This is a genomic window from Stenotrophomonas sp. a6 (genome assembly GCF_030913325.1).
Lineage (GTDB): Bacteria > Pseudomonadota > Gammaproteobacteria > Xanthomonadales > Xanthomonadaceae > Stenotrophomonas > Stenotrophomonas maltophilia.
In genome coordinates, this window is sequence record NZ_CP133161.1 from 320,697 (window position 1) to 342,500 (window position 21,804).

19 protein-coding genes (1 of these 19 cut by a window edge) are annotated in these 21,804 nt (G+C 68.5%); 7 read left to right on the forward strand and 12 right to left on the reverse strand.

Annotated elements, in window-relative coordinates; translation table 11 throughout:
* Positions 1 to 110 precede the first annotated feature (110 nt).
* Together radC and Q9Q79_RS01500 are read right to left on the reverse strand one after the other, a co-directional pair.
* On the reverse strand, positions 111 to 815 hold the full coding sequence (gene radC, locus Q9Q79_RS01495) for a DNA repair protein RadC (protein ID WP_005407759.1): 705 nt from the start codon (positions 813 to 815) through the stop codon (positions 111 to 113).
* 69 nt (positions 816 to 884) lie between these two features.
* Positions 885 to 1,511 (reverse strand): response regulator transcription factor, encoded by a 627-nt coding sequence (locus tag Q9Q79_RS01500; protein WP_033834997.1) that lies wholly within the window; start codon positions 1,509 to 1,511, stop codon positions 885 to 887.
* Positions 1,512 to 1,739: 228 nt separating this feature from the next.
* Here Q9Q79_RS01500 and coaBC point away from each other — a divergent pair, with 228 nt between their 5' ends.
* Genes coaBC through Q9Q79_RS01515 form a run of 3 tightly spaced genes read left to right on the forward strand, consistent with a single transcriptional unit; the run spans position 1,740 to position 5,827 of the window.
* Positions 1,740 to 3,002 (forward strand): bifunctional phosphopantothenoylcysteine decarboxylase/phosphopantothenate--cysteine ligase CoaBC, encoded by a 1,263-nt coding sequence (gene coaBC, locus Q9Q79_RS01505; protein ID WP_049449536.1) that lies wholly within the window; start codon positions 1,740 to 1,742, stop codon positions 3,000 to 3,002.
* The gene (dut, locus tag Q9Q79_RS01510; RefSeq protein WP_005411999.1) at positions 2,999 to 3,472 is read left to right on the forward strand and encodes a dUTP diphosphatase; all 474 of its coding nucleotides are present in this window, start codon (positions 2,999 to 3,001) and stop codon (positions 3,470 to 3,472) included. The genes coaBC and dut overlap by 4 nt, the downstream gene beginning before the upstream one ends.
* A gap of 12 nt (positions 3,473 to 3,484) precedes the next feature.
* Positions 3,485 to 5,827: a phosphomannomutase/phosphoglucomutase gene (locus tag Q9Q79_RS01515; RefSeq protein WP_005407764.1), complete on the forward strand. Its 2,343-nt coding sequence runs from the start codon at positions 3,485 to 3,487 to the stop codon at positions 5,825 to 5,827.
* A 229-nt stretch (positions 5,828 to 6,056) separates the two neighbouring features.
* On the opposite strand, the gene Q9Q79_RS01520 is transcribed toward Q9Q79_RS01515, so the two are convergent.
* From Q9Q79_RS01520 to pyrE, 8 genes are all read right to left on the reverse strand, one after another.
* A complete protein-coding gene (locus tag Q9Q79_RS01520) occupies positions 6,057 to 6,770 on the reverse strand; it encodes a response regulator transcription factor (RefSeq protein ID WP_005412001.1) in 714 nt (237 codons plus the stop codon).
* The gene (locus tag Q9Q79_RS01525) at positions 6,751 to 9,411 is read right to left on the reverse strand and encodes a sensor histidine kinase KdpD (protein WP_012478919.1); all 2,661 of its coding nucleotides are present in this window, start codon (positions 9,409 to 9,411) and stop codon (positions 6,751 to 6,753) included. The genes Q9Q79_RS01520 and Q9Q79_RS01525 overlap by 20 nt, the downstream gene beginning before the upstream one ends.
* A 36-nt stretch (positions 9,412 to 9,447) precedes the next feature.
* The gene (gene kdpC, locus Q9Q79_RS01530) at positions 9,448 to 10,098 is read right to left on the reverse strand and encodes a potassium-transporting ATPase subunit KdpC (RefSeq protein ID WP_049459891.1); all 651 of its coding nucleotides are present in this window, start codon (positions 10,096 to 10,098) and stop codon (positions 9,448 to 9,450) included.
* Positions 10,095 to 12,152: a potassium-transporting ATPase subunit KdpB gene (gene kdpB / locus Q9Q79_RS01535; RefSeq protein WP_005412004.1), complete on the reverse strand. Its 2,058-nt coding sequence runs from the start codon at positions 12,150 to 12,152 to the stop codon at positions 10,095 to 10,097. The genes kdpC and kdpB overlap by 4 nt, the downstream gene beginning before the upstream one ends.
* 10 nt (positions 12,153 to 12,162) lie before the next feature.
* On the reverse strand, positions 12,163 to 13,872 hold the full coding sequence (gene kdpA / locus Q9Q79_RS01540; protein WP_183153727.1) for a potassium-transporting ATPase subunit KdpA: 1,710 nt from the start codon (positions 13,870 to 13,872) through the stop codon (positions 12,163 to 12,165).
* Positions 13,873 to 13,884: 12 nt separating this feature from the next.
* Positions 13,885 to 13,977, reverse strand: a complete 93-nt coding sequence (locus Q9Q79_RS01545) for a potassium-transporting ATPase subunit F (RefSeq protein ID WP_005407770.1) — start codon at positions 13,975 to 13,977, stop codon at positions 13,885 to 13,887.
* 174 nt (positions 13,978 to 14,151) lie between these two features.
* Positions 14,152 to 14,817, reverse strand: coding sequence for a hypothetical protein (locus Q9Q79_RS01550; protein WP_005407771.1), 666 nt, complete (start codon positions 14,815 to 14,817; stop codon positions 14,152 to 14,154).
* Positions 14,818 to 14,836: 19 nt separating this feature from the next.
* On the reverse strand, positions 14,837 to 15,496 hold the full coding sequence (pyrE, locus tag Q9Q79_RS01555; protein ID WP_005407772.1) for an orotate phosphoribosyltransferase: 660 nt from the start codon (positions 15,494 to 15,496) through the stop codon (positions 14,837 to 14,839).
* A 162-nt stretch (positions 15,497 to 15,658) separates the two neighbouring features.
* On the opposite strand from pyrE, the gene Q9Q79_RS01560 reads away from it, so the two are divergent.
* The 3 genes from Q9Q79_RS01560 to Q9Q79_RS01570 all read left to right on the forward strand — a co-directional run bounded on the left by Q9Q79_RS01560 (position 15,659) and on the right by Q9Q79_RS01570 (position 18,137).
* Positions 15,659 to 16,459 (forward strand): exodeoxyribonuclease III, encoded by an 801-nt coding sequence (locus tag Q9Q79_RS01560; RefSeq protein WP_005407773.1) that lies wholly within the window; start codon positions 15,659 to 15,661, stop codon positions 16,457 to 16,459.
* Complete coding sequence (locus tag Q9Q79_RS01565; protein ID WP_005412009.1) at positions 16,456 to 17,829, forward strand: MFS transporter; 1,374 nt, start codon at positions 16,456 to 16,458, stop codon at positions 17,827 to 17,829. The genes Q9Q79_RS01560 and Q9Q79_RS01565 overlap by 4 nt, the downstream gene beginning before the upstream one ends.
* A 77-nt stretch (positions 17,830 to 17,906) precedes the next feature.
* Positions 17,907 to 18,137 carry a hypothetical protein gene (locus Q9Q79_RS01570; RefSeq protein WP_005407775.1) on the forward strand — a complete coding sequence of 77 codons (231 nt, stop codon included), beginning with the start codon at positions 17,907 to 17,909 and terminating at the stop codon, positions 18,135 to 18,137.
* Between the two features lie 79 nt (positions 18,138 to 18,216).
* Here Q9Q79_RS01570 and Q9Q79_RS01575 read toward each other — a convergent pair whose 3' ends face one another.
* Entirely contained in the window at positions 18,217 to 19,344 is a 1,128-nt protein-coding gene (locus Q9Q79_RS01575) for an anhydro-N-acetylmuramic acid kinase (RefSeq protein WP_088436400.1), read from the reverse strand.
* A gap of 65 nt (positions 19,345 to 19,409) precedes the next feature.
* The gene (locus Q9Q79_RS01580) at positions 19,410 to 20,882 is read right to left on the reverse strand and encodes a peptidoglycan DD-metalloendopeptidase family protein (RefSeq protein ID WP_005407777.1); all 1,473 of its coding nucleotides are present in this window, start codon (positions 20,880 to 20,882) and stop codon (positions 19,410 to 19,412) included.
* Positions 20,883 to 21,049: 167 nt separating this feature from the next.
* Here Q9Q79_RS01580 and tyrS point away from each other — a divergent pair, with 167 nt between their 5' ends.
* Positions 21,050 to 21,804 carry the 5' portion of a tyrosine--tRNA ligase gene (gene tyrS / locus Q9Q79_RS01585; protein WP_005407778.1) on the forward strand. The gene runs 457 nt beyond the window's last position, so 755 of the gene's 1,212 nt are visible here — the first part of the coding sequence; the start codon lies at positions 21,050 to 21,052; the stop codon falls past the right edge of the window.

Consider the following 21,804-nt stretch of genomic DNA (forward strand, 5'->3'; position numbering starts at 1 on the left):
GCCTGCTGTGAGAATGAGCGGCGGAATCGCCCATTTTAGCGCAGATACCCGCGCCCACGCTGACCAGAACATGCCTGTGGGGGCGACAGAAGGCGCCTGAAGGGCCGCGCTCAGCCGAACAGCCGCGGCTGGGGCGGGGACAGCAGGCCCCGTTCAGCAAATGAAACGGGACGGCCCTCGCCGACCACGAAGTGGTCCAGCAGGCGCACGTCCACCATCGCCAGCGCCTGCTGCAGTTCGTCGGTGATGCGGGTATCGGCGCTGGAGGGTTCCGGGTCGCCGGAAGGGTGGTTGTGGCTGAGGATCACCGCCGCCGCGTTGTGCAGCAGGGCGCGCCGCACCACTTCGCGGGGGTAGACCGGTGCGGCGTTGATGGTGCCGTGGAACAGCTCTTCACAGGCGATCAGGCGGTGGCGGTTGTCCAGGAACAGGGCCATGAAGACCTCGCGGGCCTGGCCACGCAGCCGGTGCTGCAGGTAGCGGCCGACCGCCGCCGGATTGTTGCCAACCGCCTCGCCGTGCTCCAGCTCGGCCGCCAGGTAGCGATGGGCCAGTTCCAGCCCGGCAGCAAGCGTGCAACTGCGTGCCGGGCCGAGCCCGGGCAGGCGGGCGAGCTCGGCGGCGGGGCGGTCGAGCAGTACCCGCAACGGGCCGTGCGCCTGCAGCAGGTCGCGCGCGGTCTGCACGGCATCGCGGCCACCGAACCCGGAGCCGAGAAACAGGGCCAGCAGTTCGGCGTCGGAAAGTGCCGTGGGCCCGCGCGCGATCAGCTTCTCGCGGGGGCGTTCCTGTTCGGGCCAGTCATGGATGGGCATGGCCCATCATCGCCAGACCTTGCGGTGGCTCCCATCGGGGCATGCCGCGGACTGGGGTCGGAGGTTGCCTCAGCCGCGCCGGGTCTGCAGGTAGTCGAACAGTTCCTGGTTGTTCTGCAGGCCCAGCTTGCGCTTGGCTTCGGCCTTCTGCCGGCTGATGGTCTTCGGGCTGCGTCCGCAGCGCTCGGCGACTTCGTTCACGCTGAGGCCGGCTGCCAGCAGCTCCAGCACTTCCTGTTCGCGTGCCGACAACGGCGCCGGCTGACGTGGAAACAGCAGGTCGCGCGCCTGCAGGTGGTGGCGCAGCTGCTGGGAGACGAATACCTGCCCGGCCAGCGCGGCGTTCAGCGCGTGGGGCAGTTCGGCGAAATCGGCGCACTTGTCGACCAGGCCACTGATACCCTCCCGCAGCAGGCTGTCCAGCAGGCCGGGATGGCGGGCGCCGGTCAGCACCACCACCGGCAGGCCAGGGCGGCGCATGCGCAGCGCGTCGATCAGCTCCGGACCGTCCGGACCGGCACCCGGCATCGACAGGTCGGTCAGCACCGCATCGCAGTCGTGGTGATCCACCAGCTCCAGCAGCTGGGCGCCGTCGCGCGCACTGCCGACGATGTCCATCAGGTAGGTCTGCAGCACGATACGGATGCCATGCAGGACCACGGGATGGTCGTCGGCGATGATGATGCGCGGATGCACGCGGCTCCTCGAAGGTCGAACAGGCCACGGCGGGCGGCAGCCAATGCCTGATTCTGCAAAAGCGCAGACCCGTAGAGGTATAGGAAAGGTCCGAAACTGATACCGGGTGAATTCCGGGTCAACGGAGACGGACTCCATCTGCTGATAGCCGCCCGCTATGTGCGCCCTGCACCGGGACATTACCGACCATCGGGTAAGCTAGCGCCCTCGTTTGCACAGGAATTCCAGGTGGCTGACTCCCCCAACGCTTCCCCCGCGCCGGCCCGCGCGCTGGAAGGTCAGAAACTGCTGTTGTGCGTCGGAGGCGGGATCGCGGCCTACAAGGCCCTGGAACTGGTGCGGCGCCTGCGCGACGCCGGTGCCCAGGTGCAGGTGGCGATGACCGCCGGAGCACAGCAGTTCGTCACTCCGCTCAGTTTCCAGGCCCTGTCCGGGCAGCCCACCCGCACCACGCTGTGGGACAGCGCCGCCGAACAGGCCATGGGCCACATCGAGCTGGCCCGCTGGGCCGACCGCATCGTGGTCGCCCCGGGTACCGCCGATCTGCTGGCCCGGCTGGCCCAGGGCCACGCCGATGATCTGGTCAGCACCCTGTGCCTGGCCAGTACCGCGCCGCTGACGATCTGCCCGGCGATGAACCACCGCATGTGGCTGCATCCGGCCACCCAGGCCAACATCGCCCTGCTGCGCCAGCGCGGCGCGCAGGTGGTCGGCCCGGTCGACGGTCCGCTGGCCGAAGGCGAATCCGGTCCCGGCCGTCTGGCCGAACCGGGCGACATCGTTGCCGCGCTGGCTGCCAATGGCAGTGCTGCAGCGGCGGTTGTCGCACCGGAAACCCGCGCGCTGCAGGGCCTTCGCCTGCTGATCAGCGCTGGCCCGACCTATGAAGACATCGATCCGGTGCGCTACGTCGGCAACCGCAGCAGCGGCAAGATGGGCTTTGCCCTGGCCGCGGCCGCCGCGACGATGGGCGCCCAGGTGGTGCTGGTCAGCGGTCCGGTACAGCTGCCGACGCCAGCCGGCGTGCAGCGCGTGGACGTGCGCTCGGCCGCGCAGATGCGCGATGCCGTGCTGAAGTCGTTGCCGGCCGACATCTATATCGGTGCCGCCGCGGTGTCCGACTACACGCCACGCCAGGTCGCGCCGCAGAAGCTGAAGAAGACCGCCGACAGCCAGTCGCTGGTGATCGAGCTGGTGCGCACGCCGGACATCCTCGCCGAAGTCGCTGCACAGACGCAGTCGCTGAAGCTGGTGGTCGGCTTCGCCGCCGAGACCCACGACGTGGAGAAATATGCGCGTGGCAAGCTGGTCGACAAGCGCCTGGACCTGGTGATCGCCAACCAGGTCGGCATCAGTGGCGGCGGTTTCGAGAGCGACAACAATGCCGCCACGGCCTTCTGGCAGGACGGTGAACAGGTATTCCCGGCCACCTCCAAGCGCGAGCTGGCCGAACAACTGCTGGCGCTGATCGCGCGGAGACTCCAGGCATGACCCAGGCTTTCACTTCCCAACCGCTGCAGGTCAAGCTGCTTGATCCGCGTTTCGGCGACAGCTGGCCGCTGCCCGCCTACGCCACCGAAGCCAGCGCCGGCATGGACCTGCGCGCGGCGCTGGATACCGCGCTGACCCTGCAGCCGGGCGACACCGCGCTGGTGCCCAGCGGCCTGGCCATCCATATCGCTGATCCGCACCTTTGCGCGGTGATCCTGCCGCGTTCCGGGCTGGGCCACCGCCACGGCATCGTGCTCGGCAACGGCACCGGCCTGATCGACGCCGATTACCAGGGCCCGTTGCTGATCAGCGTCTGGAACCGTGGCCGCGAGGCCTTCACCATCGAGCCGGGCGATCGCATCGCGCAGCTGGTGGTCGTGCCGATTGCCCGCGTCAGCCTGCAGGTGGTGGATACTTTCACCGACAGCGTGCGGGGAACGGGTGGATTCGGCCATACCGGGGTGCGTTGACGGGGGACATCGATGAGCGGCATCGGGGAAGGGCAGCGGGAACGGTCGTTGGGACGCAGTGCGCCACTACTGGGGGTGCTGCTGGTCCTGCTGGCCGGCTGGTTCGGATGGAGCGCGGTGCAGCAATGGCGGCAGGAGGCCAACGGCCAGGCGCTGGAAGAAGCGCGTGACCAGGCCGTGCAGGGCTTGCAGGAGGCGGCAGCCGGCCAGCTGAAGCAGCTGCAGCAGCAGTTGAAGAACGAACGCGTGCAGCAGGCACTGCAGGCCGGTGACGCCGCGGCAGCGGCGCTGGCCGTGCGCGAGAGCTGGACCGGCGTGGAGCAGGCTGACGTGCTGACCGCCGATCTGGCCACGGCCTATGCCGACCCGGCCACCTTCGGCTACGCACGCCTGGCCCTGCTGGAACAAGCGCTGGCCGAGGGCAAGCCTGGCCTGCGCGTGGTGCGCGATGCAGGTGGCAATCGCCTGGGTCTGGCGGCTCCGGTGCAGCTGGGCAGCCTTGGCCCGGCAGTGCTCTACGTGCGCCAGCCATTGCTGCGGCTGACCTCGCCGCTGGACCAGGTGAGCGCCCCGTCCACCGGCTTCCTCGGCCTGCGCCAAGGCACGCATGACCTCGTTGCCCAGGGCGACGCCGGCCTGGCCGAGAGCGCCGAAGCGCTGGCGCGCCCGGTTCCGGGCACGCCGTTGCGGCTGGTGGCCGCCGTACCGAATGTCGAAGCGGGTCCACTGGGCCTGGGTTCGCTGGCCAGTGCCATCGTCGCGCTGCTGCTGGCGTTCATCGCCGTGCTGCTGGTCGTGGGTCGCGGCCGGCTGCCGAAGTCGCTGCCGTTGCCGCGCCGTGCGGCCGTGGCGGAAGCGGATCATGGCCCGACCCTGAGCGAGAGCCTGCAGATGGCGCCGCCACCGGTGGCCGCCGCCAGCGCCGCGGACACTGCGCCGCCGCCGCCACCGGTCCCTGCCGGGGAACTGGCCGCCGGCATCTTCCGCGCCTACGACATCCGTGGCGTGGTCGGCAGCGAACTGACGCCGAAGACCGCCGCGCTGATCGGCCAGGCCATCGGTACCGTGGCGCTGGAACAGGGCCTGCGCGAGGTGGTGATCGGCCGTGATGGCCGCCTGTCCGGCCCGGAACTGGCTGCGGGATTGGCCGAGGGCCTGCGTCGCACCGGTTGCGCGGTGATCGACATCGGCCTGGCACCGACGCCGGTCGTCTATTACGCCGCCTTCCACCTGCGTACCGGCACCTGCGTGGCGGTCACCGGCAGTCATAACCCGCCCGAGTACAACGGCTTCAAGGTGGTCATCGGCGGCGAGACGCTGTCAGGCGATGCCATCACCGATCTCTACCAGCGCATCGTCGAGGGGCGCCTGGCGCAGGCGGCCGAGCCGGGCGATTACCAGCAGCGCGATGTCAGTGCCGACTACATCCAGCGCATCGCCGACGACGTGCAGCTGGACCGCCCGTTGAAGGTCGTGGCCGATGCCGGCAACGGCGTCGCCGGTGCGCTTGCACCACAGCTGCTGGAAGCCATCGGCGCCGAAGTCATCCCGCTGTACTGCGATGTCGACGGTACCTTCCCCAACCATCATCCCGACCCGAGCGAGCCGGCCAACCTGGAAGACCTGGTGCAGACGGTCAAGCGCTTCGGCGCCGACCTCGGCGTCGCCTTCGATGGCGACGGAGACCGGTTGGGCGTGGTCACCGGCGAAGGCAGGATCATCTATGCCGACCGCCTGCTGATGCTGTTCGCCGCCGACGTGCTGATGCGCAACCCCGGCGCGATGGTGATCTACGACGTGAAGTGCACCGGCAAGCTGTCCGACCACGTGCTGCGCAATGGTGGCAGCCCGTTGATGTGGAAGACCGGGCACTCGCTGATGAAGGCGAAGATGCGCGAGACCGATGCCGAGCTGGCCGGCGAGATGAGCGGCCACTTCTTCTTCAAGGAGCGCTGGTTCGGTTTCGACGATGGCCTGTATGCCGCCGCGCGACTGCTGGAGATCCTGGCGCAGCGCGAGGAAACCCCGGACGAGGTGCTGGCCGAGCTGCCGGAGATGGTGGCCACGCCGGAACTGAAGGTGCCGGTGGCCGAAGGCACGCCGCATGCGCTGGTGGCGATGCTGGTGGCGGCGGCACAGTCGCCGGACAACCCGTATGTGGGCGGCCGCCTGTCGACCATCGATGGCTTGCGCGTGGACTTCCCCGATGGCTGGGGCCTGGTGCGTGCTTCCAATACCACGCCGGTGCTGGTGCTGCGCTTCGAGGGCAACGACGAGGCGGCACTGGAACGCATCCAGGCGTTGTTCCGCAGCCAGCTGCAGCCGGTGCTGGGCGACACCCCGCTGGGGTTCTGAGGTGGGGCCGGGCTGCGCCCGGCACCCGCCGAATCAACGTCAACGTCAACGTCAAAGGCCGGCTATCCGGGGGATGGCGGGGCGGTGTCGGAGTGCGGGGACGCAGCAAGTACGTCCCTGTAAGCTTGGCAGCCGCATCCATGCGGCTGACACCCCGCACTCCGACACCGCCCCACCCCTGACAATGTCCTGGAGCTGTTGGTAGGTGTCGACCTTGGTCGACACACCCTCACCCCTTGAACCGCAAGCCCACGCCCGGCTCGGTGAACAGGTAGCGTGAATCCAGCGCTGAATCGCCCAGCTTGTGCCGCAGCTTGCCGACCAGGATGCGCAGGTAATGGGTGTCGTGCTGGTGGGTCGGGCCCCAGATTTCCTGGAGGATCTGCGGCTGGGTCACCACCCGCCCGGCATTGCGCAGCAGCAGCGACAGCAGCGCGTACTCCTTGCGGGTCAGTGCCACCGGCTCGCCATCGAGTGCCACTTCACGGCGCACCAGATCCACATGCAGATGGCCGTCGTCGAACACCGGCGGTGTGCCGTCGCTGGGCACACTGCGCGTGCGCAGCAGCGCACGTACCCGTGCCATCAGTTCCTGCGTGCCAAACGGCTTGGTCACGTAGTCATTGGCGCCGGTGTCCAGCGCCCGCACCTTCTCGGCCTCGCCGGCGCGCACGGTCAGCATGATCACCGGCACCTGGCTCCACTGCCGCAGCTGCTCCAGCACCTCGTGGCCTTCCATGTCCGGCAGGCCGATGTCCAGGATCACCAGGTCCATGTCCTCGCTGGCCGCCAGCTGCAGGCCTTCCTGGCCGGTGGCCGCCTGCCGCACCTGGTAGCCCTGCGCGCGCAGGCTGATGTCCAGGAACCGGCGGATCTGGGTTTCATCATCGATCACCAGCACGCGCGGGGCCGGCGCGCTGGCGTCAATCGGAGTCGGGCTCATCGTGGGAGGCTGGCTTGAGCAGGGGCAGGGTGATGCGGATCAGGGTACCGCGACCGTCGCGTCCGGGCAGCGCCTGCACGCTGCCGCCATGCGCACCGACCATGCCCTGGCAGATGGTCAGGCCCAGGCCGGTGCCGTGGCGGCCACGGTCGCCGCGCTCGACGCTGTAGAACATGTCGAAGATGCGCGCGCGCTCGTCATCGGGAATGCCGGGGCCGGCATCGATCACATCGATGCGCAGCTGTCCGTCCAGTTCGCGCGCCTGCACCTGCACGGCGGCATCGGGCGGTGAGAACTTGGCCGCGTTCTCCATCACGTTGAACACCGCCTGTTCAACCAGCGCCGGGTGTACCCAGATCGGCGCGAGCGTGGCCGGAATATCCAGCTCCAGCCGCACCTTGGGCTGGTAGCGCTGCAGGCGCCGCGCCGCCGAGCCGATCAGCTCGTCCACGCCGATCCAGTCGCGGTTGATCTTCAACCCTTCGTGGCCGAGGCGGGTCATGTCCAGCAGGTTCTGGATGTAGCGGTCCAGCCGCTCGCCTTCGACCAGGATGGTGTCCAGCAGGGCACGGCGATCGGCCGTATCCATCGCCGCACCGTAGCTGGCCAGGCTGTCGGCCGAGCCGATCATCGCCGCAAGCGGCGAGCGCAGGTCGTGCGACACCGAAGAGAGCAGCGCCGAGCGCAGCCGCTCGGTCTCGTTGCTGACGTGGGCCTGCTCCAGTTCGGCCACCAGCCGCGTGCGCAGCGCGGCCTGGGCGATGTCGTCGACCATCGCCTCGGCCAGCTGCCGCTGCTCGGGCAGCAGGCGCGCCTGTGCGCCGGGCAGGTAAAGGCCCGCCACGCCGATGGCGCGGTCTTCGCCATCCAGCAGCGGCAGGAACCACCACTGCGCACCGGCCAGGGTGTCGGTGAAGCGCCCGCTGGGCTGGCCGTGGCGCAGTGCCCAATCGGCGGCGGCCAAGTCGGTATCGCCCGGCTGGCTGCGGCCACCGGTTGCGGTATCGGCGCCGATCCGTAGCCACGCTGGAACGTCCATGGCCTGTTCCAGTGCATGCCGACCCGCCTGGGCCACCTCGCCGTTGCCGGCCGCGCTGGCCAGCTGCCGTCCCAGCTGCTGGCGCGCACGCGCATGTCGATTCGCCGCACGCAGCGCGATCACCTGCATGCGCAGGCGCGAGGCCAGGCGTCCGGCCACCAGTGCGGCGGCCAGGAACAGGAACACGGTGATCACGCCCTGGCGCGCGCCGATGGCGAAGGTGAAGCGCGGCGCGATGAACAGGAAGTTGTAGGCGAGGAAGCACAGGATCGCCGCCATCACCGCCACGCTGGCGCGCGTGCGTGCGGCCACCAGCACCACCGCCACGATGAACACCATCGACAGGTCGGCCATGCCGACCCAGCGTTCGGCCAGCCATGCCACCGCACAGGCCAGCGCGGTGGCGATCAGCGCCTGCACCGGTTCGTAGCTGATGCCGCGCATCGGCGGCAGCAGGCCCTCGCGGCGCGAGCGCGCACGTGCCTGTGGGGTGCTGATGATGGTGATCTCGTAATGCGCGCCGCGCTGGATCAGCTGCTGGGTCAGGGTGCGGTTGAACATCCGCGCCAGTGGACGTTCGCGGGTCCGGCCGAGCACCAGGGTCGACACGCCGTTGTGCGCGGCATGGTCGAGCAGGGCATCGGCGATGCTTGATCCGTGCAGCAGTTCGGCGTCGCCGCCGAGGCGGCGTGCCAGGGCGAACGCAGCATCGATCTCGCGCCGGGTCGCCTCGTCCTGGCGTCGGCCCTGCACGGTCACCACCGTCCACGGCGCATCGCGGCGTTCGGCGATGCGCCGCGCCACCCGCACCAAGTATTCGCTCTGACCGCCGCCATCAATGGCCACCAGCACGCCACGACGCAGTGGCAGGTTGCTCTCGCCGCGCGCGGCGCGCGCTTCACGCAGGCTGCTGTCGACGCGGTCGGCGGCCTCCTGCATGGCCAGCTCGCGCAGTGCGGTGAGGTTGGCCGGCGAGAAGAACGCCTGCAGCGCCTGCGCGGCCTGTTCGGGCACATAGACCTTGCCCTGCTGCAGGCGCGCGATCAGCTCGCGCGGCGGCAGGTCGACCAGCACGATGTCATGCAGGCGGTCGAGCACCCCATCCGGCACGGTCTCGCTGACCCGCACACCGGTGATGCGCATCACCACGTCATTGAGGCTTTCCAGATGCTGGATGTTGACCGTGGTCCAGACGTCGATGCCGGCGTCCAGCAGCTCCATCACATCCTGCCAGCGCCGCTCGTGGCGGCTGCCGGGTGCATTGCGATGGGCCAGTTCGTCCACCAGCACCAAGGCCGGATGCCGTGCGAGCACGGCATCCAGGTCCATCTCCTGCAGGGCATGGCCGTGGTAGGCCACGTCCTTCAGCGGCAGCTGTGGCAGCCCCTCCAGCAGCGCCTGGGTATCGGCACGGCCATGGGTTTCCACCAACCCGACCACCAGGTCGACGCCGCGACGCAGCTGTTCCTGCGCGCGGGTCAGCATGGCGTAGGTCTTGCCCACGCCCGGCGCCGCGCCGAGGAACACGGTCAGCTTGCCGCCGGCTTCGCGTTGCAGGCCTTCGACCAGGGCATCGGCCTGGCGGGTACGCGCATCAGTCATGGGTGCCATTGTGCGCGCAGCCGGTGCAGGCCGGCATCACGGCGCCTTGGGCGCGTGGTCCAGCGCGAAGTTCAGCGTCACCACGTTCACCCGCGGCTGGCCGAACAGGCCCCACTGGCGACCTTCGGTATGCGCCTGCACCAGTGCCTGCACGCGTTCCACAGGCAGGCCACGGGCACGCGCCACGCGGGCCACCTGCAGCTGCGCCGCGGCCGGCGACAGTTGCGGATCCAGGCCGCCGGCGGACTGCGTGACCAGGTCCGCCGGTACCTGCGCCGCGGTGACGCCTTCGCGCGCGGCCACCGCCGCGGTGCTGGCGGCGACGCGCTCGGCCAGCGCCGGGTTGCTGCGCGCCATGTTGGAACCGGCTGCCGCCATCGGGTCGTAGTTGGCCGCCGACGGACGTGCCTGGAAGTAGCCGTCACCGGTGAACGGCTGCGACAGCCACGCCGAGCCGCGCACCTGGCCATTGCCATCGCGCAGCAGGCTGCCCTCGGCCTGGGTCGGGTAGGCCAGGCCGGCGAAACCGGTGGCGATGCCGGCGTAGACCGCACCGGCCAGCAGCAGGGTGGCCAGGCCCAGGCCGATCACCGGGCGCCAGCTGGCGCCATCCTGCAGGCTGGCCACGCGGGCCTCGGCCTTCGGTTCGCGCGACAGGGAAGTGGAGGTGGAAGCAGAACGGTTCATGCGCCGAATACCAGGACAAGAAGGAGGTCGATCGCCTTGATCGCTGCGAACGGCAGCAGCACGCCGCCGAGGCCGTACACCAGCATGTTCCGGCGCAGCAGCGCCGTTGCGGTGGCCGGGCGGAAGCGCACGCCACGCAGGGCGAGCGGGATCAGGGCGGGAATCACCAGGGCGTTGAAGATCAGCGCCGCCAGCACCGCGTTGCGCGGGCTCGACAGCTGCATCACGTTCAGTGCGGCCATGGTCGGAACGGCCGCGGCGAACAGCGCCGGCAGGATCGCGAAGTACTTGGACACGTCGTTGGCCAGCGAGAAGGTGGTCAGCGCGCCGCGGGTGATCAGCTGCTGCTTGCCTACTTCCACCACTGCCAGCAGCTTGGCCGGGTCCGAATCGAGGTCGACCATGTTGCCGGCCTCCTTCGCCGCCTGCGTACCGGAGTTCATCGCCAGGCCGATGTCGGCCTGGGCCAGTGCCGGGGCGTCGTTGGTACCGTCACCGACCATCGCCACCAGACGGCCACCGGCCTGCTCCTGGCGGATGCGCGCCAGCTTGTCTTCCGGTCGCGCCTCGGCGATGTAGTCGTCGACACCGGCTTCGGCAGCGATCGCGGCGGCGGTCAGCGGATTGTCACCGGTGATCATCACCGTGCGGATGCCCATCGCCCGCAGCTGCGCGAACTTCTCGCGCATGCCGTGCTTGACCACGTCCGACAGTTCGATCACGCCCAGCACGTGGCGGCCCTCGGCCACCACCAGCGGGGTGGCACCGTTGCGTGCGACCTGCTCGACGCGGCCGGCCAGTTCAGCCGGTACATTGCCGCCCAGCGCCTGTACGTGGGCACGGATCGCATCGGCGGCACCCTTGCGGATCTGCCGCCCATGTTCAAGATCCACGCCGGACATGCGGGTCTGCGCACTGAACGCCAGGTACTCGGCGTGGTCCGGTTCAGCGGTGGCGCAGCCCTGTTCGCGCGCCAGGCGCACGATCGACTTGCCTTCCGGGGTCGGGTCGGCCAGCGAGGACAACAGCGCCGCTTCACGCAGCTGGCTGGCATCGATACCGGCCAACGGATGGAAGTGGCTGGCCTGGCGGTCGCCGTAGGTGATGGTGCCGGTCTTGTCCAGCAGCAGCACGTCCACGTCTCCCGCGACTTCCACCGCCTTGCCCGACTTGGCCAGCACGTTGGCGGCCAGCGCGCGGTTCATGCCGGCGATGCCGATGGCCGGCAGCAGGCCGCCGATGGTGGTCGGGATCAGGCAGACCAGAAGCGCGATCAGCAGCAGCGGGTCAACCTGCACGCCTACCGCCGCGCCAATGGCCGGCAGCGTCGCCACCACCACCAGGAAGGTCAGCGTCATCGCCGCCAGCAGCAGGGTCAGTGCGATCTCGTTCGGCGTCTTCTGCCGGTTGGCGCCTTCCACCAGCGCGATCATCCGGTCCAGGAAGCTGTGGCCCGGCTCGGCGGTCACCCGCACGATGATCTGGTCGGACAGCACCTTGGTTCCGCCGATCACACCGGAACGGTCGGTACCGGCCTCGCGCAGCACCGGTGCCGATTCGCCGGTCACCGCTGCTTCGTTGATGGTAGCCAGGCCCTGCACGATCTCGCCATCGGCCGGTACCAGCTCACCGGCACTGACGATCACATGGTCGCCCGGGCGCAGCTCGGCGGCTGGCAGCTGGGTTTCCGCGGCACCCGGTTGCGGTGCGGCCAGGCGGCGCGCCACCAGGTCCTGGCGGGCGCGGCGCAGCGATGCGGCCTGGCCACGGCCACGTGCTTCGGCCACGGCTTCGGCGAAATTGCCGAACAGCACGGTCACCAGCAGGATCGCGGTCACCGCCAGGCCAAAGCCCAGCGGCGCATTGCCGGTCAGGGTGACGATCGCGGCCACGATCGTGCCGGCCATCACCACCGCCATCACCGGGCTGCGCACCAGATGCATCGGCGACAGCTTGCGCACTGCCTCGACCAGTGCGCGGCGCAGGCCTGCGCCATCCAGCAGGGCAGGGCGCGGTGCGAGGGAACTACGGGTTGAACTTGCATGGGTACTCATTGCGGTGTCCTCAGTGCAGTCCCAGGCTCAGGTGGTCGGCGATCGGGCCGAGTACCAGCGCCGGCATGAACTGCAGCACGGTCAGGATGACGATCACCGAGACCAGGGTCAGGGCGAAGGTCGGCGTTTCGATCTGCAGGCTGCCGGCAGACTCCGGCGCCTGGCGCTTGGCAGCCAGCTGTGCGGCCACCACCAGCGGGATGATCAGCAGCGGGAAGCGGCCCAGCAGCAGCACCAGCGAGCAGCTCAGGTTCCACCACAGCGTGGCGTCTCCCAGCCCTTCGAAGCCCGAACCGTTGTTGGCATAGGCCGAGACATACTCGTAGAACACTTGGCTGATGCCATGGAAGCCGGGATTGGAGGTGCCCGCCAGGCCGGGCACGGCCAGGGTGATCGCGGTGAACACCAGCAGGGTGATCGGCTGCAGCAGCACGAGCAGGGCCAGCAGGCGCACCTGTGGCGTCTCCAGCTTGCGGCCGAACAGTTCCGGCGTGCGCCCGGTCATCAACCCGGCCAGGAACACACCCAGCAGCAGGTACACGATGAACTGCTGCAGGCCACAACCGATGCCGCCCCAGATCGCGCTGACCAGCATGTTGACCATCGCGATGCCGCCACTGAGCGGCGCCAGCGAATCGTGCATGCCGTTGACCGAGCCGTTGGAGACCTGGGTGGTCACCGCCGCCCACAGCGCAGTGCCATCGGCGCCGAAGCGCACTTCCTTGCCTTCCATCAGCAGCGGGGTGGCGGCGCTGGCGCTATGCCCTTCGCTCCACATCATCGCGCCGGTGGACAGCAGCGACATGCCCAGCATGCAGCTGAACACCAGGGCGCCGAAGCGGCGCCGGCCGGTGAACGCGCCGATCATGAAGATCACCGCCATCGGCACCAGCAGGATGCCGACGATCTCCAGCGCGTTCGACAGCGGGGTCGGGTTCTCCAGCGGGAAGCTGCTGTTCGGGCCATACCAGCCGCCGCCGTTGGCGCCCAGCTGCTTGGCCGCGACCATCGCCGCCACCGGTCCCAACGGCAGTTTCTGTTCGGCCATGCCAGCGCTGGCATCGATCGGCGTGGCCTGTGGCCCACCGGCCATCGTCGACGGCACGCCCTGACTGGTCAGCACCAGCGTCCACACCAGGCACAGCGGCAGCAGGAAGCGCACGCACAGGCGCACCACGTCCACGTAGTAGTTGCCCACCGCCACCTGGCGGTCATCGCCGGCCCTGGTGGTCGCCGCAGCCTGCGGCGCACGCGAGAACAACGCGCGCAGCGTCGCCACCGCCAGCGCCAGGCCCATCATCGGCGTCACCACCTGCAGGCCGGTGATGCCGGTCATCTGCGAGAAGTAGGACAGCTGCGCCTGGCCCGAATAGTGCTGCTGGTTGGTGTTGGTCAGGAACGAGATCATCGTGTGCAGCGCGGTGTCCCAGCGCATGTTCGGGATCTGGTCCGGGTTCAACGGCAACCAGGCCTGGGTCATGAACACCGCCTGGGTCAGCACCGCGACCACCACGTTGCTCAGCACGAAGGCCAGCACATAGCCGCGCCAGGACATGGCGCGCGATGGATCGACGCCAAGCACCTTGTACAGCGGCTTCTCGATCCAGTGGAACAGCACGTCGACCTTCATCGGCGTGCCGCGCATCACGCGCGCCAGGTACAGGCCCAGCGGCCACGCCAGCAGCAGGCTGGCGGCAATAATCACAAGCATCTCAGTCATGGCCGGCTCCGCTCAGAACGACTCGGGCCGCAGCACGACATAAAGGAGATAGGCGGCGGCAACCAGCACCAGCACGCCACACAACAACGACAGCCAGGGGGACATTGCAATAGCGTCCTGGTGGAACCCCTCCACCTCAGGCCGCCATCGTCGTCCTACCCCCCATAAACGCACTACGCGCTGGACCGGGCCGACGCGTAAAGAGTGCATAAATTCCGTGGGCCAACCCGTAACCAGGCCCGGGGTAGCGCCGGGCCATGCCCGGCGGAGGCAGCGCCGTCAGCCCGCCGGAGCGTCCGCTGGCACCAGCCCCTTCAGCTCGCGATAGCGCTGCAGGGTGCTGTCGATCTCGGCCTTCAACGCCTGCTGCTGCTGCACCAGCCCGGCCTGCAGGCGCTGCTGCGCCTGCAGCTGCGCATGCCGCTTGCGGATCGCCTCGGCCTGCTTGTCGGCCACCTTGGCGCCGGCCAGCTCGCGGTCTCCCGCCGCCGACAGCAGCGCCACCAGCGACTCACGCAGGCTGGTGACGTTGTACTCGGCTGTCTTCAGGTTGTTGTCCAGCACTTCCTGGCGCTCGGCAAACACCCGGCGCAGGTCGGCCTCGCTGCCGTAGGTGGACAACATGGCCTGCTCGGTGCGCTGGCGGGTCTGCTCGGCCATCAGGTCCAGCTGTTGCTGCTGCGCAGCGGTGCTGGCAGCGGCACGCTCCTCGTCGGTCAACGCGCGCTGGACCTGCGCATTGCGCAGGCCCGTGCTCGCATTGAATTCCTCGCGGGCATGGTTGACCGCGTCGGCCGGCAGCGAATCACTGCAGATCCGCTCCTTGCCCTCGTTCCAGCAGTACAGCTTCTTTTCCGCCTTGCCGCTGTCGCGCGACTGCGCCGGTACGGTGAACGGCACGACCAGCAGCAGGCCGGCGAAGAGGACAGCAGGAACTCGGGACATGACCTTTCCCCTGGGTCGGTCAGCGGATCGAACGAACGCCGTACTGGGCCCGGTAGGCTTCCAGCGGCTGCCGGTAACCCACAAGTTCCGGGTTGCCGGAGGCGAAATCAAGCAGATCGGCCAGCGATGCCACGGCGATCACCGGGATACCGGCTTCTTCGGCCACCGACTGCGCGGCAGAACGGCGGTCGGTCTCCGAAGCGATCTCCTGGCGGTCCAGCGCCACCACGATGCCGGCCGGGGTGCCACCGGCGGCGCGGATGATGCCCAGCGCTTCGCGGATCGCGGTACCCGCGGTGATCACGTCGTCGACGATCAGCACGCGCTTGCCCTGCATGTCGGCGCCGATCAGCTGGCCACCCTCGCCATGGTCCTTGGCTTCCTTGCGGTTGAACGACAGCGGCAGGTCGCGGCCGCGCTGGGCCAGCTCGCAGGCCATCGCGGTGGCCAGCGGGATGCCCTTGTAGGCTGGGCCGAACACCACGTCGTACTTGATCCCGCTGGCATCAATGGCATCGGCATAGCACGCGCCGAGCTGGGACAGCAGCGAGCCGGAGTCGAAGCGCCCGGCGTTGAAGAAATAGGGGCTCAGCCGGCCGGACTTGAGGGTGAACTGGCCGAAGCGAAGGGCGTCGGCGGTCAGGGCCAACTGCAGGAAACGGTGGCGGTGGTCGCTCATCAAAACTCGATTCATCTTCATTTGGAGCACAAATCCTAATCCAGCTGGGCGTTTCGCGCTCGTCCGGCCCCGTGTGAAGGCGCTGGCGGGCCCACCCGGCGGACTGCGCAGCCCTGCAGTCAACCGGTATGCTTGCCCGGTTTCCCGCCGTAGGTCTTCCGCATGCGCATCATCAGTTTCAACGCCAATGGCATCCGTTCCGCCGCGACCAAGGGCTTCCTCGACTGGTTCCGTGCCCAGGATGCCGATGTCCTGTGCATCCAGGAAACCAAGGCCCAGGAAGACCAGCTGAGCGACCCGATGTTCCGCCCGGACGGCCACCACTGCTTCTACCGCGACGCCATTACCAAGAAGGGTTACAGCGGTGTGGCGATCTACAGCAAGCGCGAGCCGGACCAGGTCATCACGTCGCTGGGCTGGGCCCCGTTCGACGACGAAGGCCGCTACATCGAGGCACGCTACGGCAACCTCAGCGTGGTCTCCTTCTATATCCCGTCCGGCAGCTCGGGCGACCTGCGCCAGGGCTTCAAGTTCGAAGTGATGGAATGGCTGCGGCCGATCCTGGAGGAGTGGGCGCGCAGCGGCCGCGACTACGTGCTGTGCGGCGACTGGAACATCGTGCGTTCGGCGCTGGACATCAAGAACTGGAAGTCCAACCAGAAGAATTCCGGCTGCCTGCCGGAGGAACGCGACTGGCTCAACGCCCTCTGCGCCGACCACGGCCAGGCCACCGATGTCACCGCCGGCCGCGGCTGGGCCGATGCCTACCGCCTGCTCAACCCCACCGGCGAGGACTACACCTGGTGGAGCAACCGCGGCGCCGCCCGTGCCAACAACGTCGGTTGGCGCATCGACTACCAGTTCATCACCCCGGGCCTGCGTGACCGCCTGCGAAGCTGCTCGATCTACCGCGACGAGCGCTTCTCCGACCACGCCCCGTTCACCGTGGACTACGACCTGTGACCGAGGCTGCCAAGCCGCGCCGACCGTGGCAGCAGGTGTTGTCCAACCTGAGCCAGCGCAAGGTGCTGGCGATGCTGCTGCTCGGCTTCAGTTCCGGCCTGCCGATCTATCTGGTGGGCAACACGCTCGGCTTCTGGATGCGCAAGGAAGGCATCGAGCTGAGTACGATCGGCTTCCTGTCATGGGTCGGGCTGGCCTACACCATGAAGTTCCTGTGGGCACCGATCGTCGACAAGACCGACGTGCCTCTGTTCGGCCGCTTTGGCCGCCGCCGTGGCTGGATGCTGCTGTCGCAGCTGGTTGTGGTGGTGGGCCTGGTCGGCATGGCGCTGGTCCAGCCCAAGGGGGGCCAGATCCAGTTCCTGGGTATCGCCTGGCAGCACATCGTCGTGTTCGGCGTGATGGCCGTGATCGTGGCGTTTGCTTCGGCCACCCAGGACATCGTCATCGATGCCTGGCGCATTGAAAGTGCTGACAACAGCGAGCAGCTTGGACTGCTGACCTCATCCTCGGCACTGGGCTACCGCACTGCATTGCTGGTCACCGATGCGCTGATCCTGATCATCGCGGCCCGTGTCGGCTGGCAGGTCTCGTACGAGATCATGGCCGTGCTGATGGCGCTTGGCGTGGTGGCCGTGGTCATGGCCAGGGAACCCGCCAGGGAGGTGGCTGCCGTGCAGGCGCAGGCGACCTCGCTGTGGACACCGCGCGGATTGTTCGACGCCGTAGCAGGACCGTTCATCGCCTTCGTCCGCGAGCACCGCAGCGGCGCGATCCTGATCCTGGTGGCCATCAGCGTCTATCGCATGGCCGACTTCGTCATGGGGCCGATGGCCAACCCCTTCTACGTCGATCTCGGCCTGGACGAGGACACCGTGGGCGCGGTGCGTGGTTCGGTCGGGCTGGTCGCGACCTTCGTCGGTATTGCCGCAGCGGGCCTGGTCTCGGTCCGCTGGGGGGTGCTGGCGGCGCTGATGGTAGGCGCTGTGCTGGGGCCGGCCTCCAACCTGGCGTTTGCCTGGCTGGCCTATTCCGGCCCGGACACAACCCATTTCGCCGTGGCCATGGCAATCGACAACTTCGCCAGCGGCTTCGCCGGTACGGCGCTGATCGCCTACATGTCGAGCCTGACCAGCATTGGATACACCGCCACCCAGTACGCACTGCTGAGCTCGTTCTACGCGATGCCCGGCAAGGCGCTCAAGGGGCTCTCGGGGTGGTCGGTACAGACGCTCGCACAGGGCCGGACGCTGCTGGAAGGCTACGCGCTGTTCTTCGTCGGTACCGCGCTGGTGGCGATCCCGGTGGTGATCCTCTGCGCCCTGCTGATCCTGCAGCAGCGCCGTCGCCAGGCCGCCGGCTCGACCTGATTGCCTGCCCGCCCGGTCTGCGGGATCATCGCCCCGACGCGCCGAGGGGGCGGTGCCTTGCGAACGGGGAAGTGAGCATGGCCGACGTTGTGCTGCGGGACCTGGACCCGCTGCTGCTGGAACGTATCAAACGCGTCGCGGTCGCCCGCGGCTGGACCCACGAACAGACCTGTGCCGCCTTGCTGGAGCAGGGCCTGTTCAGCAGTGAACTGGAAGTCCGCTCCGGCTTCGGCGATCCGGAAGTGGATGCCCTGTCCGATGCCATTGCCGCCCTGCAGGCCTTGCCCGCAGGGCAGGGCTTCGATTAGCGGCCGCGCCGCAATGCTGTAGAGACGAGCCCACGCCCGGCTGCCCGGTAGATCCACGCCACGCGTGGATGGCGCCACCTCACGCCAGGTGGATCGCACCCAGGATCCGCGGGCCCTTAGCTCCGGTCACGCTTGGCAGGTTGCCGGCCAGCCCGTCCATCGTCCGCTGCGCCAGCCATGCAAAGCCCATTGCCTCCACGTACTCCGGGTCCAGCCCGTGCACGGCGCTGGATTCCACCTGCACGTCCGGCAGCCGGGCCGCGAGGCGCTTCATCAGCTGTCGGTTGCGTACCCCGCCGCCACAGACCAGCAGGCGGCGGGTCTGCGGCTGCTGCGCCAGCAGCGCGTCGGCCACCGTTGCCACGGTCAGCTCCAGCAGGGTTGCCTGCACGTCGGCCGCCGCGTACTGGCCCTCGGCCATGTGCGCCTCGGCCCAGGCCAGGTGGAACTGCTCACGGCCGGTGCTCTTCGGCGGCGGCAGCGCGAACCACGGGTCCGAGCGCCAGCCCGCCAGCAGGCCCTCGTCCACCGCGCCGCTGGCGGCGTACGCGCCGTCGGCATCAAAGGTGCGGCCGGTGTGGCGCTGGCACCAGGCATCCATCAGCGCATTGGCCGGGCCGGTATCGAAGCCACGTACCGCACCTTCGCGCGGAATCAGGGTCAGGTTGGCGATACCGCCCAGATTGAGCACGGCGCGGTCTTCGTCGGTCGTGCCCAGCATGGCCAGGTGGAAGGCCGGCATCAGTGGCGCACCATGGCCCCCGGCCGCCACGTCGCGTCGGCGGAAGTCGGAGACCGTGGTGATCCCGGTCAACTCGGCGATGCGGTTGCCGTCGCCCAGCTGCACGGTGAAGGCGGGGTCGGCCAGCGGCCGGTGACGCACGGTCTGCCCATGCGAGCCGATCGCGCGCACCTGGCTGCGGTCCACGCCAGCCTCGGCCAGCAGCTGGTTGGCGGCCCCGGCGAAGCTGATCGCGATCCGGGCGTCCAGCTCGCCCAGCTCCTCCAGCGAATCCAGTGGACCACCTTCGCCCAGCGCCACCAGCCGTGCACGCAGCACCGGCTCCCAGCGGGCGGTCAGGCCGTGCACGAAGCGGCAGCCTCCGCCGGCAGGAAACTGCACCAGCGCGGCATCGATGCCGTCGGCACTGGTGCCCGACATCAGGCCAAGGTACAGGGGGGCGTCAGTGTCGGCAGTCGTATTCATGGCAGGCATAAAAAAAGGACGCGGCAAGCTTGTGCTGCCGCGTCCTTCTTCGTCAACGCAGGGGCTCAGCCGCGCTTGCGGCCGGTGCTGCTCTTGTCCTTGGCGCTGGCCACCTCGGGGGCGGCCTCGTCGCGGCTGGTCGGTGCCGGGCTGGCATCGGCGTAGATCAGCTTCTCCATGCCCTGGATGCGGGCCATCGCCGGCGCGGTCTGCGCGCGGAAGGCGACCAGCTCGGCGCCCTTCAGCGGCTCCGGCGGCGGCATGGTCACGGTCAGCGGGTTGCGGTGCTCGCCGTTGACGCGGAATTCGTAGTGCAGGTGCGGGCCGGTGGCCAGGCCGGTCGAGCCGACATAACCGATCACCGTGCCCTGGGCCACCCGCTGGCCGGTCTTGATGTTCGCAAAGCGCGACATGTGCCCATACAGGGTGGTGTGGCCACGGCCGTGGTCGAGGATCACCACGTTGCCGTAACCGCGCTGCACGCCGGCGAACTGCACGCGGGCATCGCCGGCGGCCATGATCGGGGTGCCGGTGCGCGCGGCGTAGTCCACGCCCTTGTGCATGCGCATCTTGCCCAGCACGGGGTGCTTGCGCGCACCGAAGGTCGAGCTCAGCCGCGCGAACGGGATCGGCATGCGGATGAAGCTCTTCTTCAGCGAACGGCCGTTGATGTCGTAGTACTCGGACTTGCCGTTGCGGTCGAAGCGGAAGCCGGAATAGGTCTTGCCACCGGTGGTGAAAGTCGCCGCCAGAATCTTGCTGGTGTCCACCTTCTCGCCTTCGCGCCAGGTTTCATCCATCACCACGCTGAAGCGGTCGCCCGGCTGCAGGTCCTTCGAGAAGTCGATGTCGTACTTGAAGATGTCGTCGGTCATCGTCGCAATCGCCGACGGCGACAGCCCGGCGCGGCGGGCCGCGGCATACAGCGAGCTGGTGATCTCGCCACTGGTGACCACCGTGCGCGTGGAGGTCTCGCGCTTGGTCACCTTCTCCTTGATGTCGTCACCGGCCAGGCTCAGCTCCACCCGGTTGTCGGCATCGCGGTCGAAGCGGATGCTGCGCAGGTCGCCGGACAGCGGCATGTCGAAGGCGATCTCGGCGCCCGGGCGAAGCTTGGTCAGCGCCTCGCGCGCGCCCGGGTGGTCCAGTACCCGGTGCAGGGTGGTCGCCGGGATACCGGCCTTGTCGAACAGATCGCTCAGGGTCTGGCCGCGTTCCACGCGCAGCACCTGCCAGCTGTCACCGGGCACCTGCTGCTGGCGGGCCATGGCCAGCGGCGGCAACGGCAGTGCCAGGCTGGTATGGCTGTCGGCAAAGGGGGCGTCGATGGTGTGCGAGAAGCCCGGCACGATCGTCGCCACCAGGGCGCCGATGGTCGCGAACAGGCTGGCATGCATCCAATGGCGCCGGGTCCAGCGCTCGTTGAAGGCGGCGGGAAGATGTTGCCTGAGCTTCCGATGCAGGGCGTTGTCGTGCAGGACGTGGAGGCGTTCCTGGAAGCGCTGCTTGCGTGCGCGCCCTTGTTCGGAATTGTGCATCGGCGGTTTTTTCCTGGTGGCCCGGGAGCGGGGGCCTGATCGCCGGTTACCATAGACACCTGAGAAAACCGCGTCAAACCCTTGTGCCCATTGGCTTTTGTGAAGCCAATCGGGTTAACTTTGCTTTAACACCCCACACAAGAATCGGCGTTGCCGGGAGTAGTCACGTGTCCTCGATTGAAGAAGCCCTTGCCCAGATCGGCCGTGGTGCCGACGAGATCCTCAAGCTCGAGGATCTGCGTGCGCGCCTGCAGGAGGGCCGCCCGCTGCGGATCAAGGCCGGCTTCGACCCCACCGCGCCCGACCTGCACCTGGGCCACACGGTGCTGCTGAACAAGATGCGCCAGTTCCAGGACCTCGGCCACCAGGTCATTTTCCTGATCGGCGACTTCACCGGCATGATCGGCGACCCGTCCGGCAAGAGCCTCACCCGCAAGCCGCTCAGCCGCGAGGACGTGCTGGCCAACGCCCGTACCTATGAGGAGCAGGTGTTCAAGGTGCTGGACCGCAGCCGTACCGAAGTCCGCTTCAACTCGGAGTGGTTCGGCAAGATGGGCGCGGCCGACATGATCCGCCTGGCCGGCCAGCACACCGTGGCACGCATGCTCGAGCGCGACGACTTCGCCAAGCGCTACGCCGCCCAGCAGTCCATCGCCATCCATGAGTTCCTGTACCCGCTGGTGCAGGGCTACGACTCCGTGGCCCTGGAGGCCGACGTGGAGCTGGGCGGTACCGACCAGAAGTTCAACCTGCTGATGGGCCGTGGCCTGCAGGAGCACCACGGCCAGAAGCCGCAGGTGGTGCTGACCATGCCGCTGCTGGAGGGCCTGGACGGCGTCAACAAGATGTCCAAGTCGCTGGGCAACTACATTGGCATCAGCGAACCGGCCATCGACATCGTCACCAAGACCATGAAGGTGGA

Excerpts from the sequence above, each read along its gene's own strand:
- radC (WP_005407759.1), bottom strand. The coding sequence starts at position 815 with ATGCCCATCCATGACTGGCCCGAACAGGAACGCCCCCGCGAGAAGCTG.
- kdpC (WP_049459891.1), bottom strand. The coding sequence starts at position 10,098 with ATGAACCGTTCTGCTTCCACCTCCACTTCCCTGTCGCGCGAACCGAAG.
- kdpA (WP_183153727.1), bottom strand. The coding sequence starts at position 13,872 with ATGACTGAGATGCTTGTGATTATTGCCGCCAGCCTGCTGCTGGCGTGG.
- Q9Q79_RS01545 (WP_005407770.1), bottom strand. The coding sequence starts at position 13,977 with ATGTCCCCCTGGCTGTCGTTGTTGTGTGGCGTGCTGGTGCTGGTTGCC.
- dut (WP_005411999.1), top strand. The coding sequence starts at position 2,999 with ATGACCCAGGCTTTCACTTCCCAACCGCTGCAGGTCAAGCTGCTTGAT.
- Q9Q79_RS01580 (WP_005407777.1), bottom strand. The coding sequence starts at position 20,882 with ATGCACAATTCCGAACAAGGGCGCGCACGCAAGCAGCGCTTCCAGGAA.
- Q9Q79_RS01575 (WP_088436400.1), bottom strand. The coding sequence starts at position 19,344 with ATGAATACGACTGCCGACACTGACGCCCCCCTGTACCTTGGCCTGATG.
- Q9Q79_RS01520 (WP_005412001.1), bottom strand. The coding sequence starts at position 6,770 with ATGAGCCCGACTCCGATTGACGCCAGCGCGCCGGCCCCGCGCGTGCTG.
- pyrE (WP_005407772.1), bottom strand. The coding sequence starts at position 15,496 with ATGAGCGACCACCGCCACCGTTTCCTGCAGTTGGCCCTGACCGCCGAC.
- Q9Q79_RS01525 (WP_012478919.1), bottom strand. The coding sequence starts at position 9,411 with ATGACTGATGCGCGTACCCGCCAGGCCGATGCCCTGGTCGAAGGCCTG.
- kdpB (WP_005412004.1), bottom strand. The coding sequence starts at position 12,152 with ATGAGTACCCATGCAAGTTCAACCCGTAGTTCCCTCGCACCGCGCCCT.
- Q9Q79_RS01560 (WP_005407773.1), top strand. The coding sequence starts at position 15,659 with ATGCGCATCATCAGTTTCAACGCCAATGGCATCCGTTCCGCCGCGACC.
- Q9Q79_RS01570 (WP_005407775.1), top strand. The coding sequence starts at position 17,907 with ATGGCCGACGTTGTGCTGCGGGACCTGGACCCGCTGCTGCTGGAACGT.
- Q9Q79_RS01550 (WP_005407771.1), bottom strand. The coding sequence starts at position 14,817 with ATGTCCCGAGTTCCTGCTGTCCTCTTCGCCGGCCTGCTGCTGGTCGTG.
- Q9Q79_RS01515 (WP_005407764.1), top strand. The coding sequence starts at position 3,485 with ATGAGCGGCATCGGGGAAGGGCAGCGGGAACGGTCGTTGGGACGCAGT.